The following is a 16,482-nucleotide window of genomic DNA, read 5'->3' as shown; positions in this document are numbered from 1 at the left end:
TATTGCTATTTTTTAGTAGATTTTATTGTGTCTACCCTTTCGTAATTGTTTCTAATTACTTCTTTGTTGAACGGTTTCCTGATTGTTAAGATACCATTCGTATGTTTTTTGAATGCCTGTTTCTAGGCTAACTTGCGCTTTCCATCCCATCTCCTTCATTTTCGAGACGTCCATCAATTTTCTCGGCGTACCATCTGGTTTGCTAGCATCCCAAGTAATAGTTCCCGTATAACCAACAATTCTTTTAATGGTCTCTGCCACATCTTTAATAGAAAGATCCGTACCAGTCCCTACATTATAAAATGATTCGGTCATGTTGTTTTCTAATGCAAAAACAACAGCCGCAGCCAAATCGTCTACATATAAAAATTCACGCAAAGGCGTACCACTTCCCCACAATCCAACCGATGGACTGCTATTGATTTTAGCTTCATGAAATTTACGAATCATCGCAGGTAAAACATGCGAGCTATTCAAATCAAAATTATCATAACTCCCATACAAATTTGTTGGCATCAAACTAAAAAAAGCTTTGCCGTATTGTTTTTGAATGGCTTCGCAGGCTTTTACTCCTGCTATTTTTGCAATCGCATACCATTCGTTAGTAGGCTCTAGAGAATCGGTAAGTAAGTATTCTTCCTTCAAGGGTTGTTCCGCCATTTTTGGATAAATACAAGAACTCCCTAAAAAAACAAACTGACTCACATTAGTACGCAAGGCAGTGTCAATTAAATTATTCTGAATTTGAAGATTCTGCATTAAAAACTCATAAGGCGCTGTCATATTGGCTAAAATTCCACCTACGCGAGCCGCTGCATCAATTACGATTTCGGGTTGTTCTTTCGAAAAAAATGTTTGAACTGCAATTTGATCGCGCAAATCTAAATCAGCACTTGCAGCGCCTATCAAATTGGTATAGCCTTTAGCTGTTAAAGCGCGCCAAATAGCACTCCCAACCATTCCTTTGTGACCAGCAATATAAATTTTGCTATTTTTTTCCATTACTGCAAAAGTGCTGGGTTTTCACGTTCCAACGCGTTGTAAATATTTTTCACATCCTGCGAACAGTCCTTTTGAAGGATTAAATTAGCCGAATCAGTATGTACAAAAATAGTATTTTTTAAACCTACAAAAGCGGTGAAATTAGTAGTTCCAATAACCATATTCCCATTAGCATCTACAGGATGACCGTTACTGTGCAAATAGTCATACACCGATTCAAATGAACCTAAATCAGACCATAAAAACTCAGATGTTACCACTTTGATTTTTTTACTTCGTTCCATCACCGCATAATCGATACTGATAGAAGGAATCTCCAAAGAAAGCTCTAAGTCAAGTTGTCCAGATTTGTTGGCCTCCCATGCTATTTTTGATTTTTCATAAACCTCAGGAGTGAACGCCTGTAATTCTGCTAAAAAAACACTCGCTTTAAAACAAAACATACCGCTGTTCCAGAGAAAATTACCACGTGCAATAAACTCGCGTGCTGTCACTTGATTCGGTTTTTCTCGAAAGGAAAGCACTGTATCTCCCTTGCGCTCAATGTAACCATAACCCGTTTCTGGCTTGGTAGGTAAAATTCCGAAGGTTACAATGTGCCCATTAGAAGCTTTTTCAACTGCCTCATTAATGGCAGCTTCATAGGCTTCAGAGTTTGCTATAATATGATCCGAAGGTGTCACAATTAAAATAGCCTCTGGATCTGATGCAAAAGCAGCAAAAGCAATTGCTGCCGCAGTATTTCGTGGTGTAGCCTCTACAATATCAATATAAGAAGTTCCTACTTTATCTAAAACATTTTTACTGAGATGGCAGTTATCTATATTACCAACCACCATAATTTGATTCGCTAAATTGCGGTTGCGCTCGACCGTCATTTCGAATAACGACTTGCCTGCAAATAACTCTAAATATTGTTTGGGCTGGCTTTTTCGGGATAAAGGCCATAACCTGCTTCCTACTCCTCCAGTTAAAATCACGTGTGTGACAGTTGATTTATTTTCCATAGTTATGTAACTATTTTTTGTATAATCGCTTTTAATAAAAACGAATTGTTTTATAATTTTCCGTCAGCTGCAGTGCCTAAAACGCCTTTCACATCATACAACACGCTGTTTTCTTTTTGCAGCAGTGCATACTCAATAGGAAGAAATTCACGATGTGCTACTCCCAAAACAACGGCATCAAATTTATTTTCAGGCAGCGTTCTAGTAGTTGTTAGCTTGTATTCGTGTTGCACTTCGAGTGGATCTGCTAGCGGATCATAAATGGTGATTGCAATACCATAATCAGCAAGAGCCTTGACAATATCTACAATTTTAGTATTGCGTACATCGGGACAGTTTTCTTTAAAGGTAATACCTAATAGCAATAATTGGGAGCCATGAACTGTTATTTCTTTCTTAATCATCAATTTAACAATTTGTGAGGCTACGTAATCGCCCATACTATCGTTAAGTCTACGACCTGCTAAAATAATTTCAGGATGGTAACCAAATTCTTGTGCTCTTTGAGCTAAGTAATACGGATCAACACCAATACAGTGACCTCCGACTAAGCCGGGTTTAAAGGGTAAAAAATTCCACTTTGTTCCCGCTGCCTCTAACACGGCCTGCGTATCAATTTGCATTAAATTAAAAATTTTAGCCAACTCATTTACAAAAGCAATATTGATGTCTCGTTGAGAGTTTTCTATCACTTTGGCCGCTTCGGCTACTTTAATGGTTGGAGCCAAATGCGTTCCTGCGGTAATGACACTTTTGTACAAAGCATCTACCTTGAGACCAATTTCTGGCGTGGATCCCGAAGTAATTTTAAGGATTTTATCAACTGTATGCTCTTTGTCTCCGGGATTAATGCGTTCAGGTGAATACCCGACAAAAAAATCGACATTAAATTTCAATCCTGAATGTTTTTCTAAAACTGGTACGCACTCTTCCTCAGTAGCTCCCGGAAAAACTGTAGATTCATATACTACAATATCTCCTTTTTTGAGCATTTTACCAACCGTTGCGCTCGAGGCGTATAAAGGTCGTAAATCGGGTCTGTTATTTTTATCTACTGGTGTTGGTACAGTAATCACATAATAATTACAAGCTTCCAAAAAGGAATCATCTGTGGTACAATACAATCCCACTTGATCTGACGCATTTGTCAACAATACTTCTTGAAGCGCACTGTTCGAAACTTCTAAAGTAGTATCAATACCTGATTGCAACGCATCTACTCGACTCTGATTGATATCAAAACCAACCACACTGTATTTTGTAGCAAATAGTCTTGCGAGCGGTAAGCCTACGTAACCCAATCCGATTACTGCAATTTTTATTGGTAAACCCATGTTATTAAAATGTATTTATAAAAAAGAAAAATACTTTTGTTGAAATGTGTTGCTATTTTCTACCTAAAACAGCGGATTCATTATCTATGAGATATTTCTTAAAACAGTTGTCGTTATTAAAAAACCAAATTGAATGTATCTAAAAAAAAAATCAAACACGCTGTTTTTCAATACTATTACTCCAACTTAGACCGCATTTCGCTCACAAAAAAGCACCGCTTCGCAATCCTTACTCCCATTAAAAGGAATAAGAATTGCTTGTTTCAGAGAGCAAATATAGCTAGAATAGCGCATTTATAGATAGACTTCTTCATATTTGATGGTAAAAAAAAGACTGCACTTTAAAAAAGCAAAACTCATTTGCCTCATCTCAAACAACTAAAAAAGGGTTGATTTTTTTAAAGTTTTCTAACCTTAAAAAAATCAACCCTTCTAGGTAATTTAAAAAGAACTACTTACCTATTTGTATTGTTTTTCGTAATAAGAAGCATAATCACCCGAAGTGACACTTTGCAACCACTGTTCATTTTCTAAGTACCAATTTACCGTTTGCTCTAAACCTTGTTCAAAAGTCACTGACGGCTCCCATCCTAATTCTTTATTAATTTTAGAGGCATCAATTGCATAGCGCAAATCATGTCCTGGTCTGTCTTTCACATAAGTAATCAAGCCTGTAGAAGTACCTTCTGGTCTGCCTAATTTTCGATCCATAATGGTACACAACAAACGTACTAAATCAATATTTTTCCACTCATTAAAACCACCTATGTTGTATGTTTCGTGATTTTTACCTTGGTGAAAAACAAGATCAATTGCTCGAGCGTGATCTACCACAAATAACCAATCACGAGTATAATTACCATCACCATAAACAGGTAAAGATTTGTTATTAATGATGTTATTAATAAACAACGGAATTAATTTTTCAGGAAAATGATTTGGGCCGTAGTTATTAGAACAATTGGTTAATACATAAGGCAATTGATAGGTTTCGCCATAGGCACGAACAAAATGGTCTGAACTTGCTTTACTGGCGCTATAAGGTGAGTTTGGATCGTATGCTGTACTTTCAGTAAACAATCCTTCTGCTCCTAATGATCCATATACCTCATCGGTACTAATGTGATAAAAACGCTTGCCCTCTTGGTTATTCACCCATTGCTTACGGGCAGCATTTAATAAGTGAACAGTACCAAAAACATTAGTTTTTACAAAAGAAAGTGGATCAGTAATAGAACGATCTACATGCGATTCAGCAGCTAGATGTATTACTCCATCAAATTGGTGCTCCTCGAACAAAGAGTTTACAAAAGTTTCATCGGCAATATCACCTTTTACAAAATTGTAATTCGGTGCTTTTTCAATATCAGACAAATTTTCTAAATTTCCGGCATAGGTCAAAGCATCTAAATTATAAATATCATATTCCGGATATTTGTTAACAAATAAGCGTACCACATGCGACCCAATAAAACCAGCTCCTCCTGTTATTAAAATTTTCTTCATTTCTTCTTGATTCTTATATTTTGAATAGGACTTTTTAAGGACCAACTTTTATTTAATTTTTACCAAAATCCCTTCGCTCTTTTGTATTATTGATTGTGAATTTTCATTTTTAGAACACACCCCATTCCTTCGAGCACCAGAACATAATGTGTTTTTTTAATATCTTGCACCACCGCATTTTGTGCTGCAAAGGGACCGGTTGGCACTTCAATACAATCTCCAATTTGATGCTGTGTAAGCGATACTTTATTTTCTTTAGCAACTTGTAACCAATTTTGGATTGTTTCTATTTCTTCGTTTCGAACAATAGCTGGTTTTCCTAACCAAAATAAATAACGCACTGCTCCAGGTACATCAAATACTAATTGCCTATCCTCTTCTGCAAGTTGCACAAAAACATAGGAATTAAAAAGGGGTACTTCTACCTTTTTTATTCGATCAGACCACTGCCTACTTTGAACAACAATTGGACAATAACAATTTATACCTCGACTTTGCAGCTGCAAAGCTAATTTTTTTTCCCACTTGGGTTTTGTATACACTACATACCAATTCATTAGTAAGTATTATTTATGCCAAAGAAACTTAGTGCGGCTAGTTAGCTTTTTACTTATGAACCAATCGATTGATACACAAACCCAATAGTACGCAATTGCTCTTCGTTTAGTAAATTTCTACCATCAAAGATAAAAGCAGGTTTTTGCATGTTATCATAAATTTGTTGCCAATCGTAGTGAATAAACTCATCCCACTCCGTTAAGATTGCAATAGCATGTGCATCTTTACATGCTTCATAAGGATTTTCAAATGAAAGAACATAGGCTGCATTTTGATCTGCAGTTCTAGTTTCTAAATAATTCAAATCGTTTAAAACCTTTTTAGCGGATACCTTTGGGTCGAAAACCGCGATTTGCGCGTGCTCATTAATTAAATCGTCTGCCACGTAAATTGCAGCTGATTCTCTCGTATCATTTGTATCTTTTTTGAAAGCCCAACCTAGAAATGCAATTTTTTTATCTGAAACTGTATTAAACAAGGTTTGAACGATTCGACTTGAAAAGCGTCTTTTTTGATGATCGTTCATGATAATCACTTGCTCCCAATAGACTGCCACTTCGTGTAAACCATACGACTTAGCAATGTACACCAAATTAAGAATGTCTTTTTGAAAACAAGATCCTCCAAAACCAACTGAAGCTTTCAAGAATTTCGGACCAATTCGACTATCCATACCGATAGCCTTTGCTACTTCATTAATAGAAGCACCTGTTTTTTCACAGAGTTCAGACATGGCATTAACAGAAGAAATACGTTGTGCTAAAAAAGCATTTGCAGTAAGTTTCGAAAGCTCTGATGACCACACATTTGTAGTTAGAATTTGCTCTGTAGGAACCCAATTTGCATATACTTCTACGAGCGCATCAATAGCTTTTTGCCCCTCAGAAGTGGTGTCGCCACCAATCAAAATACGATCTGGCTGCAATAAATCTTGAACTGCTGTACCCTCTGCTAAAAACTCAGGATTAGATAAAATTTGAAACTGAACACCATTACCTGTGTGGTCTAAAATGCTCTTAATAGCTTCGGCAGTACGAACTGGCAGTGTTGATTTTTCAACCACTATTTTATTATCCTTTGCTACCCTTGCAATTTGTCTGGCGCAAAGCTCAATATATTTCAAATCAGCTGCCATACCTTTGCCTTTTCCGTAGGTTTTGGTTGGCGTATTTACAGAAATAAAAATCAGTTGCGCCTCTTCGATTGCTTTATCCACTTCCGTAGAAAAAAATAAATTTCTACCTCTTGCCTCGGCAACAATTGCATCTAATCCAGGCTCATAAATTGGTATGTTTTTGGTATCGGGATCATTCCAAGCAGCAATGCGCTCTTCATTTAAATCGACCACTGTAACCTGAATGTGGGGACATTTTTGGGCTATAACTGCCATAGTAGGTCCTCCTACGTATCCAGCTCCAATACAACATATTTTTGTAATATTCATTTTTTGTTTGTGACTTTTTATCCCTTCTGGTAACATAATTAAATACCTTGAGAGACTTTAATTAATAACTAATTTATTTTTTGAGGTTACTCCAATACCAATCTACTGCCTCTTTTAGCCCTTTTTCTAAATTAAATTGAGGGTCATAACCAAGGAGTTCATTAGCTTTATCAATACTTGCTAATGAATGTGGAATATCACCCAATCTTTCAGGTCCGTACTGTATTTGTACATTGGCTATTTCGGAATCGTAGGCACTTAAATATCTTTTTAAATACCCAACCAAATCATTCAATGTATTACGATCACCAAAAGCAGTATTGTAAACCGTATTTATTGCCTCAGGTTTTTGGCTAAGCATAGCCAGTTCATTCATTTGCATTACATTATCGATATAGGTGAAATCGCGAGAATATGTTCCGTCACCGTTAATTATGGGGCTCTCGTGTCGGATTAACTGCTGCACGAATTTTGGAATAACAGCTGCATAAGCACCATTAGGATCTTGTTTTCGTCCAAAAACATTAAAATAACGCAATCCGATGGTTTCTAAACCATAAGTACGACTAAAAATAGTAGCATACAATTCATTCACATATTTTGTAATTGCGTACGGCGATAGTGGCTGTCCAATCGCTTCTTCAACTTTTGGCAAAGCAGTCGAATCTCCATAAGTAGAAGAACTAGCTGCATAAACAAAACGTTTTACTTTTGCATCACGCGCGGCAACTAGCATGTTTAAAAAACCACTAACATTTACCTCATTGGTTGTCACAGGATCGTTAATTGATCTTGGTACCGATCCCAAAGCTGCTTGATGCAATACATAATTTACTCCTTGAACAGCAGCACTGCAATCAGCAGGGTTTCGAATATCTCCTTCTAATAAAGTGAAATTAGGATTATCTAAACAGGCTACTAAATTATGCCTGTGACCTGTTGCAAAATTATCTAAGCAGACAACCTTGTAATCCTTGCTCAAAAAATACTCGCAAAGGTTGGATCCGATAAATCCTGCACCGCCAGTGATCAGTATGCTTTCTTGTTGTTGCTGATTCATAATTAGCGGATTTATTTTTTGCCTTTTTTCAATATTCTTTGTGCTACCTTTTGGTAAACACTTTTCTTTTTCTCCTCTTCATAGTATCCGTTGCCATAGTTCCCGTAACCATAACCGTAGCCGTAACCATAACCCGTACCATATTTTGCCTTGTTTTCAAGACCGTTTAGAACAATACTAGCATTTGTTAACTCACCACGTTTTACTCGGTTATTTAACAATGAGATCATTTCTTTTTTAGTATAATTTTGACGAACAATATACAACGTAACATCGCAAAATTGTGCTAATTCAAGAGCATCTGAAACCAATCCAACAGGAGGAGTATCAAGAATTATATAATCGTACTCTTTTTTTAATGATTCAATTAAATCCTTCATACCCTGACTCATGATCATCTCACTTGGGTTAGGTGGTACAGGACCTGACAAAATAACATCGAGGTACGGAATATGAGTTTTATTAATGATTTCGGGGATAGTTTTTTGACCAATTAAGTAGTTTACCACACCGACTTCATTAGTTAAATTAAATTCACCTGCCAGTTTTGGCTTTCGTAAATCCAAACCAATAACAACCGTTTTTTTCTCGCTTAGTGCAAATACAGTAGCGATATTTATCGAACAAAATGTTTTCCCTTCTCCACTGACCGAAGAGGTAATCATCAAGGTTTTGGCTCCATCGAGATTTTGTTGCTTGTATAAAAACTGCAAAGAAGAACGGATTGCTCTGAACGACTCAGATAAAGCTGATTTAGGCCTATCAAATACCGCTAAATTGCCGCTTTCTTTATTGACGCCAATGATTCCGATTAACGGAATTTTAGTTAACTTATTAATATCTTCACTGTTTTGAACCGAATTGTTGATAAAGAAAATAATGAATACAAATATCAACGGAATCAATAATCCTAAAAAGAGTGCTAAAACATAATTCACCGAAGTTTTAGGACCAATTAATCCTCCTCCTATATCCTTAGCGGGATCTATAAAATGCACATCAGATAAATTAGCTGCTTTAACGATATCGGCTTCACTTCTTTTTTGTAAAAAAGTATTGTAGATATTGTCGCTTAAGTCATATTTTCTCTTGATTTTTATAAGTTCTTGCTGTTCCTCTGGAAGTGCTTTTATTGTGCTTTCGGTGGCACTTATTTGACTATTAACAATTGCTAAATCGTATTGAAGTGCAGATTTTGCGGTAGCGATATTTTCTAACAAAACATTTTTTATCGCTTCCATTTGATTGTCAAAATCCTGAAATATTTTTTCGCTTTTAACAGCGTAAGCCATTTCTGAGCGTTGTGTTGATAATGCTATTAAGCGAGAGACATTTGCCACAATGTTGGGATCATCAATACCTGCTACTGAAGGCGCAGGAAGTTTGGCGTAATTAACACTACTTTTAAGGTAGGATTTCAAAGAGTTATAATAGGCTAGCTTTCGGTTTACTTCGTCTCTTTTTAGATCGAATTCTGAAATTTTTTCTGAAAACTTGGCACCACCATCTTCCACATCGAACATGTTTTTGCCTTTTCGGAACGATTTGAGTTCATTTCCAGTTTCTTTGAGCTGTGCTTCCATTGCAATCAAAGTACTATCAATAAAAGCGATCGTATTGGTAGCAAAACGATTTTTATCCTCAAGTTGCCTACTAATCAACATTTTAACAGTAGCATTGAGATACTCTACCATTCGAGCTTTATTGGTTCCTTGCATACTCAATGTAATGATCGAACTAGTTTTTTCGCTAGACTGCACATTAATCCCTTTGTAACCAGACACAGTTCCGTCAAAATCATTAAATCGCACAAAATACTCATTGCCTTTGTACAGACCTGGATTTTCTTTGATTTCTAATTTCCAATTTAAGAATGGCAAATTGACTTGTTGTCCTACTTTGTATCTTTTGACAAATTCTCCCTCTTGTACAGCTGTATTGCTATACGTGTTATTTGCATAAGTAATCATTGAAGCATTAGTACCCTCAAAAGGAATGCGAATTTCATAAACGCTTTCAGAAATAAATTTTATGGCAATGTTTGCTCCAGCCAATTGACCTTTTGACTTGTCGATATTTACATAAAAAGGCGTTGCACCGTAAGCGTCTATTAAATTGTATTCGCCTTGTGTTAAGTAACTAATGTAAAACTGCAATTTATCAACTACAAGTTCATTATGAGATCTTGACTGTAAAGTCGTAGCAATAGTTTGAACTTGATCTGATGTGCCTCCCCAATTGAAAGTTAAACTAGTATTTGAGGTGAATAAAGGATTATTTTCTTCTTTAATTGAAATCATGGTTTCCATCCCGTAAATTTTTTCTTTTCGAATATTTACTTGATAGGCTACTGTAAAAGTAATTAGCAAACTGATTAAAAACCATTTCCAATAACTTCCAATTTTTATTAAAAAACCTTTGAAATCAAAACTAACTTGATTTTCAAAAACCGCAAAATCCTTTATATCTAGCATGCTGTTATTGTGGTATTAATTTTTAAGTAATAAGAAAACAGTGGAAACCACAGAAAAAAGAGTCATTACAGTTCCGAAAGACTCTAAAGCTGTTTTCCCGGTTCCCCAAACTTTTTGTTTCAATGGCTTAATATAGATAAAATCATTAGGTTGTAAATAGTAATATGGAGAATTCATGACATTGATATCCGTCAAATCTATATCACCTATTTGCACGCCCGTCGGGGTTTTACGAATTATAGTCACAGCTTTTCTATCGCCGGTTATAGTTATATCACCAGAATTTGCAATAGCCTCCATGATATTAACCTGTTCCTGATAAATAGTTTTTGTACCAGGACCACCAATTTCGCCATTAATGGTAAAGCGCAGTCCTGCCAATTTCACGGTAACAAATAAATTGGCTTCTTTATTAAAATATTCTGCTAACAACTGTTTTTCGATACGCACTCTAATTTCCTCAAGCGTATAACCAATTACATTCATCTCTCCTAAAACAGGAATACGAATATTGCCATGATCATCTACTGTAAAACCATCAAAATACAAGCCCGCTTCAGATTGACTTGCCGCCGCACCATCGTTGTTTGTACTAAATAGCTGGGCTAATTTAGGATCAATAGTTTTTATATTTAATCGAATAACATCATTAACCTGCAAGCGATAAGGTTTACCTTCTAAAGCTGTAATTTGCGATGTAGGACTTGACTTGTCTTTTTGCTGTAAATAAATTAAATCTTGGGTTGAGATGCACGAAGTAAGCATGATACTTACAACAAAAAACAAGTAGAGTGCAGATTTGCTCATTATATTTTATTTTTTTTTAACACAAATATAGCTTTTCATTTAAGATATAAAAAGTCTGTTTTGGTATTTAAAGATCTAATTATTTTTTAAGGATTTTTCAAAAGGAACTCTATGCAATATACTTCGCCCTAAGGTAACTTCATCAGCATACTCTAATTCGTCACCTACAGATATTCCTCTTGCAATTGTTGAAACAATGATATCACAGTCGGCAATTTGTTTGTAAATAAAAAAATTAGTTGTGTCGCCCTCCATTGTGGAACTCAAGGCAAAGATAATTTCGCTGACCAAACCTTCTTTTACTTTATTTACAAGCGAAGTAATATTCAACTGACTAGGACCTACCCCATCAATTGGAGATATTTTACCTCCTAAAACGTGATAAATACCTCTGAATTGTCCTGTATTTTCAATAGCCATTACATCACGGATGTCTTCAACTACACAAATGAGTTGATGATTTCTATTACTATTGGAGCAAATTTCACACACCGCCTGATCTGAAATATTGTGACAACTCTCACAATACTGAATATCCTCACGCATGGACAACAATGCCTGCGATAAAAAAACGGTTTGATCTTTGGGTTGTTTTAGCAAATGCAAAGCCAATCTCAGTGCCGTTCGTTTACCAATACCCGGCAATTGTGAAATTTCGTTAACTGCTTTTTCTATTAATTTTGAAGAGAATTCCATAGCCACAAAGATAGCAATTTGTTTGCGTTTAATGTGCATCACAGCTCCGTCATCAGCCTAGCGCCAACATCCAAAAAACAAATAATTTACAATTTATACAATACAAATAAGCCCAGGTATCATTAAAATTGATTTGTAGCCAATAGCACCAAAGTACAAGCTACTTCTACTTTTATTCCGTTTAACTCTAGCAACTGATAAAATTCTGGATTTTCAGTTCCAGGATTAAAAATAACTCGTTTTGGTTTCGCCTCAACTATATAATTATAATAGTCTCTTTGACGAGCGGGATTTAAATATAAACTTACCGTATCAATATTTTTTAAAGGAATTGCCTTAGTTTGAATTTTTATTCCTGCTACTTCGCCTGCATTTTGCCCTACCGCTAATACTGAATGTCCTTTATCTGTTAACATTGTAACTGCTTTAAAAGCATAACGATCTGGCTTTGTACTCGCTCCTAGAACTAAAGTTTTTTTATTTTTTGTCATTTTCAAATGGTATAAGCCACAAAAGTACGCAAAAAAGAGGCTGTAGACAGTCTGCTTTTAATTTTAAGTTTGCCCCGCAATTAAAAACATTCCATTAACACTAAAAAACAAAAAAACAGTACTTTTACTTTATAAAATCAAAATTATGGATCTATTCATTTACTTATTTGTTGCCCTCTTTTCAGTATTAAACCCTATCGGAACGGTGCCAATTTTTGTTGGACTCACACAAAACGACACCAAAAAAGAACGCTCTAGAATTTCGCTTTGGACTGCAATTAATGTTTTTATCATTCTAATTGTTTCGTTTTTTATTGGACAATACGTTTTACTGTTTTTTGGAATCAGCATTGACGCACTTCGTATTGCGGGTGGAATAATCATTGTAAGTTCTGGTTTTTCGTTACTATCGGGTAAATTCACCAAGAAACGTGGAATTAACAAAAAAGTAGAAAATGAGGCTCAAAAACGAAATGATATTGCTTTGACTCCGCTTGCGATTCCAATGCTTGCAGGTCCTGGGTCTATCTCGTTATTAATTGCCTTTTACCAAGAACATAATTCTACCCTTGAAATTATCATCTCTTGTTTTGCAATCTTAGCGATTGCGGTGGTCATTTTTATAATTCTTAGAAGCGCACATTACTTAGCAAATTTTCTTGGAGCATCTGGTATTGTAGCTATCTCAAGGATTATTGGCTTTATTGTAATCGCCATCGGAATTCAATATATCGTTAGCGCGATTATTAATATTATAAAAAGCAACTTAGTGTAATAAAAAAGGGATTGCTTTTTGAACAGCCAATCCCTTTATTTCTTTGATATTTATTTGTTTACGCTTTTGGTAAAAAAACCTCTGCCATCATACATCGGGCACTTCCTCCGCCACAAGCTTCGATAGTATCTAAACTAGAACTCAAAATTTCAGCATGTTTTTCTAATTGAGCAATTTGTTTTGCATTCAAGGCTTGGTGCGCAGCAGCACTCATGATCACATAACGTTTATCATCGGTACCACGCAGCTCTAACATGTTTCCTGCAAAATTATTCATTTGATCTTCTGTAATCAAAATAACATCTTTGCCACTTTCTTTTAGATTGTCTAAAACCATTTTGCGCTCTTTCTTATCATCGATACAATCAGCACAAATTACTGCAAAAGTTTCACCAATACACATCATAACATTAGTATGATAGATCACTTTACGCTCTTCACCAACTGTTTGATAGGCTTCAAAAATAACTGGAGCAAAATCATAATCCTCGCAAAACTCGATAAACAATTCCTCATCAGCTCTCGGAGACAGTGCACAATATGCTTTTCCATTAGCGCGATCTAATACAATGCTTCCGGTGCCTTCTAAGAAAAAGCCATCTTCTTCTGCGGATGTGTAATCCATGACCTCTTGAATTACAAATCCTTTCTCTTCTAGCACATCAAATAAATCCTCGCGGCGTTCTAAACGACGATTCTCTGCAAACATGGGATACATAACTACATCACCATTTTCATGAAAAGAAATCCAGTTGTTGGGAAAAATACTATCCGGCGTATCCGGGCTAAGCGTGTCCTCAATTACGGTAACATCAATACCTGCCACTTGTAACTTTTCTACAAAAGCATCAAACTCTTGTTGCGCTTTTGCATTAACTGTCGCTGGCAACAAACCATCGATTACTTTTTGATAATAATTATTGACAGCTGTTTGTTCGTTCATTCGGAATGCCACCGGACGAATCATTACTATTGAATTGGTAGTTTGTTTCATAAATTTTATTTTAAAGTTCGTTAGTTCAAAATGTTCTTTTACAAACATTGAACATTAAAACCATTATTTATTCTCTAATTAAAGGCAAAGTTGAACAACGTAATAGTCCTTCTTGTTTGGCAATTTCAGCATATGGAATTTCCTCAACGATAAAATCATGTGAACGCAGCCAATTGTTTAATCGCGTAAAATTACGTTCAGAAACGACCACTTTTTCATCGATAGAAAAAATATTTGAATTCATGTGGTACATTTCGTCTCTAGTAATGTGAAAAAGATTTTCCTTTCCAAAAAGATCAACCAAAAAAACATAGTCTGCTTCTTCTCTGAAACCATTTTTATAGATAATCCCTTTGTCTTTCCCAACAGGTTGAAAGCAGCAATCAAGATGCAGTGCATTATCTCTGGCTTCTATTTTTGATTTAACTAAATCAAAATCTTTTACTTTTTTATGAGGAAACAAATCCTTAATATACCGAACACCCAAGCCATTGGTGCGCGCAGTAATATAATCAGCGTAATCACTCCCTTTATAGGTTCCGATAAAAATGTAATCATTCCAAAGCATTACATCACCACCCTCAATATGCACTTCTTCGGGAGGACGCACCACTTTTAGCGGATCCATTTGGTCAATGATATAATTTATGGCGTCTAATTCGCGTTCTCGATCGGGTAAAATATTCGATTTTACAAAAACATCATCAATTACAAATCCGATGTCTCTCGTGAAAATTTGATTGTAGTTTTCAATACATTCTGGCCTATAAACTTCAACTTCATATTTCTTCAAAACTGCATCAAATGCATTCATTTCTTGAACCATATCTGCTTCGATAGGATAGGTTCCAGCTAAAATATGTTCTAATGATTTGGGATCATAAGCTTCAGCTGCTTTTGGAGTTGGGCCGTTACTCACTGCAGATCCTAAAACTACCGCTCGAAGCCGCGAAGTTTCAGTTTTGATATTTAACTTTAACATGTATTTTTAGCTTTTGGCAAATATAAAAAAAGCTTCACCAATTAGTGAAGCTTTTTAAACTGATTTTATCTTTTATCGGTTGCAACAAATTCTCTCAATGGATGTCCAGTATACACTTGTCTTGGACGCCCAATTGGCTCTTTATTTTCACGCATTTCTTTCCATTGCGCGATCCAACCTGGTAAACGCCCAATTGCAAACATTACCGTAAACATATCAGTAGGAATACCTAATGCTCTGTATATAATTCCTGAATAGAAATCTACGTTAGGATACAAGTTTCTTGATTTGAAGTATTCATCTTCAAGAGCTGCTTCTTCTAATTTTTTAGCAATTGCTAAAATTGGATCTTCTACTCCAAGCGTTGCTAATACTTCATTAGCCGCTTTTTTGATAATTTTAGCACGCGGGTCAAAATTTTTATAAACTCTATGTCCAAAGCCCATCAAACGGAAAGGATCGTTTTTATCTTTGGCTTTAGCCATATATTTATCAGCATCACCACCGTTTTTGTGAATTTCTTCAAGCATTTCTAATACAGCTTGATTGGCTCCTCCGTGTAATGGCCCCCAAAGTGCTGAAACACCTGCAGAGATAGAAGCAAACAAACCAGCGTGTGACGAACCTACCATACGTACTGTCGAAGTAGAACAGTTTTGCTCGTGGTCACCATGCAAAATAAATAATTTATCCAATGCATCAATTACTACAGGATTTGCTGAGTAGGGACCTGTTGGTAATTCAAACATCAAACGCATAAAGTTTTCAACGTATCCTTTTGTATTATCGTAATAATTCAACGGATAACCCATACTTTTTCTGTATGTCCAAGTAGCAATAACAAGGAATTTACCCATTGTTTTACAAACTGCCTCGTACATTTCTTTTTCGTTTTCAACGTTAACCGATTTAGGGTTAAACGCCGTTAATGCACTCGTTAAAGCTGCTAAAACACCCATTGGATGAGCCGTTTTAGGAAATCCATCAATGATGTTTTTCATTTCCTCATTTACAAGCGTGTATTTGCGAATATCATTTTCAAATTGCGCTAATTGATTGGCAGTTGGAAGTTCTCCAAAAATTAATAGGTAAGATACTTCTAAGAAATCTGCTTTTTCAGCCAAATCTTCAATAGCATATCCTCTATAACGCAGTATCCCTAACTCACCATCCAAAAAGGTAATATCACTCTTGCAAGAGCCTGAGTTTTTATAACCTGGATCAAGTGTGATTACACCTGTTAAATCACGTAATTTGTTCACATCGATGGCCACTTCATTTTCACTACCTACAATTACAGGTAATTCAATTTTTTGTCCATCAATCTCTAATGTTGCTATCTTTGACATAAT

At 35.7% G+C, this 16,482-nt stretch carries 15 protein-coding genes; 1 reads left to right on the top strand and 14 read right to left on the bottom strand.

Annotated elements, in window-relative coordinates; genetic code table 11:
- Positions 1-51 precede the first annotated feature (51 nt).
- The 11 genes from KBJ98_RS13000 to KBJ98_RS12950 form a co-directional block, all read right to left on the bottom strand.
- Positions 52-1,002 carry a GDP-L-fucose synthase family protein gene (locus tag KBJ98_RS13000; RefSeq protein WP_210791263.1) on the bottom strand — a complete coding sequence of 317 codons (951 nt, stop codon included), beginning with the start codon at positions 1,000-1,002 and terminating at the stop codon, positions 52-54.
- On the bottom strand, positions 1,002-2,009 hold the full coding sequence (locus KBJ98_RS12995) for a mannose-1-phosphate guanylyltransferase (protein ID WP_210791261.1): 1,008 nt from the start codon (positions 2,007-2,009) through the stop codon (positions 1,002-1,004). Before KBJ98_RS12995 ends, KBJ98_RS13000 begins: the two co-directional genes overlap by 1 nt.
- A 50-nt stretch (positions 2,010-2,059) precedes the next feature.
- Positions 2,060-3,343, bottom strand: coding sequence for a nucleotide sugar dehydrogenase (locus KBJ98_RS12990; protein ID WP_210791259.1), 1,284 nt, complete (start codon positions 3,341-3,343; stop codon positions 2,060-2,062).
- A gap of 459 nt (positions 3,344-3,802) precedes the next feature.
- Positions 3,803-4,849, bottom strand: coding sequence for a dTDP-glucose 4,6-dehydratase (rfbB, locus tag KBJ98_RS12985; protein WP_210791257.1), 1,047 nt, complete (start codon positions 4,847-4,849; stop codon positions 3,803-3,805).
- Between the two features lie 86 nt (positions 4,850-4,935).
- Positions 4,936-5,406 (bottom strand): UpxY family transcription antiterminator, encoded by a 471-nt coding sequence (locus KBJ98_RS12980; RefSeq protein WP_210791255.1) that lies wholly within the window; start codon positions 5,404-5,406, stop codon positions 4,936-4,938.
- Positions 5,407-5,459: 53 nt separating this feature from the next.
- Positions 5,460-6,851 carry a UDP-glucose 6-dehydrogenase gene (locus tag KBJ98_RS12975; protein ID WP_210791253.1) on the bottom strand — a complete coding sequence of 464 codons (1,392 nt, stop codon included), beginning with the start codon at positions 6,849-6,851 and terminating at the stop codon, positions 5,460-5,462.
- A 73-nt stretch (positions 6,852-6,924) separates the two neighbouring features.
- Positions 6,925-7,911: an SDR family oxidoreductase gene (locus KBJ98_RS12970; protein WP_210791251.1), complete on the bottom strand. Its 987-nt coding sequence runs from the start codon at positions 7,909-7,911 to the stop codon at positions 6,925-6,927.
- A gap of 11 nt (positions 7,912-7,922) precedes the next feature.
- Positions 7,923-10,385 carry a polysaccharide biosynthesis tyrosine autokinase gene (locus tag KBJ98_RS12965; protein ID WP_210791249.1) on the bottom strand — a complete coding sequence of 821 codons (2,463 nt, stop codon included), beginning with the start codon at positions 10,383-10,385 and terminating at the stop codon, positions 7,923-7,925.
- A gap of 15 nt (positions 10,386-10,400) precedes the next feature.
- Positions 10,401-11,192 carry a polysaccharide biosynthesis/export family protein gene (locus tag KBJ98_RS12960; protein ID WP_210791247.1) on the bottom strand — a complete coding sequence of 264 codons (792 nt, stop codon included), beginning with the start codon at positions 11,190-11,192 and terminating at the stop codon, positions 10,401-10,403.
- Between the two features lie 75 nt (positions 11,193-11,267).
- Positions 11,268-11,888, bottom strand: a complete 621-nt coding sequence (recR, locus tag KBJ98_RS12955) for a recombination mediator RecR (RefSeq protein ID WP_210791291.1) — start codon at positions 11,886-11,888, stop codon at positions 11,268-11,270.
- 122 nt (positions 11,889-12,010) lie between these two features.
- Positions 12,011-12,379 (bottom strand): CoA-binding protein, encoded by a 369-nt coding sequence (locus KBJ98_RS12950; protein ID WP_166138215.1) that lies wholly within the window; start codon positions 12,377-12,379, stop codon positions 12,011-12,013.
- 145 nt (positions 12,380-12,524) lie between these two features.
- Between KBJ98_RS12950 and KBJ98_RS12945 the strand changes: the two genes are divergently transcribed.
- Positions 12,525-13,154, top strand: a complete 630-nt coding sequence (locus tag KBJ98_RS12945) for a MarC family NAAT transporter (RefSeq protein ID WP_166138212.1) — start codon at positions 12,525-12,527, stop codon at positions 13,152-13,154.
- Positions 13,155-13,212: 58 nt separating this feature from the next.
- Here the strand turns inward: KBJ98_RS12945 and ctlX are convergent, their stop codons facing one another.
- From ctlX to KBJ98_RS12930, 3 genes are all read right to left on the bottom strand, one after another.
- A complete protein-coding gene (ctlX, locus tag KBJ98_RS12940; RefSeq protein WP_210791245.1) occupies positions 13,213-14,148 on the bottom strand; it encodes a citrulline utilization hydrolase CtlX in 936 nt (311 codons plus the stop codon).
- A 67-nt stretch (positions 14,149-14,215) separates the two neighbouring features.
- The gene (locus KBJ98_RS12935; RefSeq protein ID WP_210791243.1) at positions 14,216-15,130 is read right to left on the bottom strand and encodes a dimethylarginine dimethylaminohydrolase family protein; all 915 of its coding nucleotides are present in this window, start codon (positions 15,128-15,130) and stop codon (positions 14,216-14,218) included.
- A gap of 65 nt (positions 15,131-15,195) precedes the next feature.
- Positions 15,196-16,479, bottom strand: coding sequence for a citrate synthase (locus tag KBJ98_RS12930; protein WP_210791241.1), 1,284 nt, complete (start codon positions 16,477-16,479; stop codon positions 15,196-15,198).
- Positions 16,480-16,482 lie beyond the last annotated feature (3 nt).

Source organism: Flavobacterium erciyesense (genome assembly GCF_018069925.1).
Lineage (GTDB): Bacteria > Bacteroidota > Bacteroidia > Flavobacteriales > Flavobacteriaceae > Flavobacterium > Flavobacterium erciyesense.
The sequence above is the reverse complement of the archived record's forward strand: the minus strand, read 5'-3'. Positions and strand labels throughout refer to the sequence as shown.

What these genes read in the sequence shown, in the direction of transcription:
- KBJ98_RS12960 (WP_210791247.1), bottom strand. Translation starts at nt 11,192, where the DNA reads ATGAGCAAATCTGCACTCTACTTGTTTTTTGTTGTAAGTATCATGCTT.
- recR (WP_210791291.1), bottom strand. Translation starts at nt 11,888, where the DNA reads ATGGAATTCTCTTCAAAATTAATAGAAAAAGCAGTTAACGAAATTTCA.
- KBJ98_RS13000 (WP_210791263.1), bottom strand. Translation starts at nt 1,002, where the DNA reads ATGGAAAAAAATAGCAAAATTTATATTGCTGGTCACAAAGGAATGGTT.
- KBJ98_RS12950 (WP_166138215.1), bottom strand. Translation starts at nt 12,379, where the DNA reads ATGACAAAAAATAAAAAAACTTTAGTTCTAGGAGCGAGTACAAAGCCA.
- KBJ98_RS12945 (WP_166138212.1), top strand. Translation starts at nt 12,525, where the DNA reads ATGGATCTATTCATTTACTTATTTGTTGCCCTCTTTTCAGTATTAAAC.
- rfbB (WP_210791257.1), bottom strand. Translation starts at nt 4,849, where the DNA reads ATGAAGAAAATTTTAATAACAGGAGGAGCTGGTTTTATTGGGTCGCAT.
- ctlX (WP_210791245.1), bottom strand. Translation starts at nt 14,148, where the DNA reads ATGAAACAAACTACCAATTCAATAGTAATGATTCGTCCGGTGGCATTC.
- KBJ98_RS12990 (WP_210791259.1), bottom strand. Translation starts at nt 3,343, where the DNA reads ATGGGTTTACCAATAAAAATTGCAGTAATCGGATTGGGTTACGTAGGC.
- KBJ98_RS12980 (WP_210791255.1), bottom strand. Translation starts at nt 5,406, where the DNA reads ATGAATTGGTATGTAGTGTATACAAAACCCAAGTGGGAAAAAAAATTA.
- KBJ98_RS12975 (WP_210791253.1), bottom strand. Translation starts at nt 6,851, where the DNA reads ATGAATATTACAAAAATATGTTGTATTGGAGCTGGATACGTAGGAGGA.
- KBJ98_RS12970 (WP_210791251.1), bottom strand. Translation starts at nt 7,911, where the DNA reads ATGAATCAGCAACAACAAGAAAGCATACTGATCACTGGCGGTGCAGGA.
- KBJ98_RS12965 (WP_210791249.1), bottom strand. Translation starts at nt 10,385, where the DNA reads ATGCTAGATATAAAGGATTTTGCGGTTTTTGAAAATCAAGTTAGTTTT.
- KBJ98_RS12935 (WP_210791243.1), bottom strand. Translation starts at nt 15,130, where the DNA reads ATGTTAAAGTTAAATATCAAAACTGAAACTTCGCGGCTTCGAGCGGTA.
- KBJ98_RS12930 (WP_210791241.1), bottom strand. Translation starts at nt 16,479, where the DNA reads ATGTCAAAGATAGCAACATTAGAGATTGATGGACAAAAAATTGAATTA.
- KBJ98_RS12995 (WP_210791261.1), bottom strand. Translation starts at nt 2,009, where the DNA reads ATGGAAAATAAATCAACTGTCACACACGTGATTTTAACTGGAGGAGTA.